We start from the raw sequence: 1037 nt of genomic DNA on the forward strand, positions 1-1037 counted from the left end.
TTGAAAGGCTCTTATTTGTTTTAAAATTAATAAAATTAAATAAATTATAGTTTCTTGATTTACCGAGTATTTAGTAGATAGTTGGGGAAAAAGTTTCGGAGGTAAGTTTTACTTAGTGATTAACTGGTCATTAATAACTTTACCATTGCTAATAGTTAGAACACGGTCAACCAAAGGAAGAATAGATTCAAGATCATGCGTAACTATAAGCATAGTTTGCTGACGCTGTTGTAAGATTTTTACTACTCTTTGAGCATTTTCTTGATCTAAAGCAGATAGAGGCTCATCAAGAAGCAATATATCACGAGGAAAAAGTAAACCACGAGCTAGGGCAGCACGCTGTTGTTGTCCTCCTGAACAATTTTGTGGTAACTTATCAGCAATCTCGCTAATATTTAGTTGTGCCAACATTGTTTGTACTTGCTCTTGTTGTATGTTCTTTTTAACTTTGCTATTAAGAAAAGCAAGTTGGACATTTTTAGCAATAGTTAGGTGCGGAAAGTGATTATTCTCTTGAAAAACTAAAGCGCAGTTTCTTTTACTTGGAGGAAGAGAGTTAACCAGCTTCTCATTGAGATAGATTTCTCCTTTAGTTACAGGGTAGAAACCTGCAATTAGGTTAACTAGGGTTGATTTTCCAGCACCTGATTCCCCAATTATTGCAACTTTTTGTCCTTGAGGAATCTCTAAGTCAAAGTGGAATTCTTGATTAGCTCTGGTAAAGCTAACATTTTTTAATTGGATGTTCATTTGAAGTAAATAAAGTTTTAATTTACTTGTTATTTTATCATCAGAAGCTTTTTAACTGCGGAGATAGTTAATTGTGATTAAGCTATTTTAGAGATTTTGCAAGTACAAATAAGTGGGCGGTTATAAAAAATTTAACTATAGGTAAAGGAGTTAATGATTGGGAGGGGCTATTTGTAGGGATTCCCGAAATTGATCATTTTCTTCTAAATAAATTACTAAATAACATTAGGTTACCTCGATTTCTAGCAGGGCAGACTGCCCCTCTTTAAATCGATTGTTGACTTAAT

At 33.5% G+C, this 1037-nt stretch carries 1 protein-coding gene; it reads right to left on the reverse strand.

What is annotated here, in order from left to right; translation table 11 throughout:
- Positions 1–108 precede the first annotated feature (108 nt).
- Complete coding sequence (locus tag CKF54_RS00760; RefSeq protein ID WP_119524376.1) at positions 109–750, reverse strand: ATP-binding cassette domain-containing protein; 642 nt, start codon at positions 748–750, stop codon at positions 109–111.
- Between the last annotated feature and the right edge of the window lie 287 nt (positions 751–1037).

The sequence above is a fragment of the Psittacicella hinzii genome (genome assembly GCF_003585885.1).
Taxonomy (GTDB): Bacteria; Pseudomonadota; Gammaproteobacteria; order Enterobacterales; family Psittacicellaceae; genus Psittacicella.

Bases quoted from the DNA above. Each gene is read 5' to 3' on its own strand.
- CKF54_RS00760 (WP_119524376.1), bottom strand. From the start codon at position 750: ATGAACATCCAATTAAAAAATGTTAGCTTTACCAGAGCTAATCAAGAA.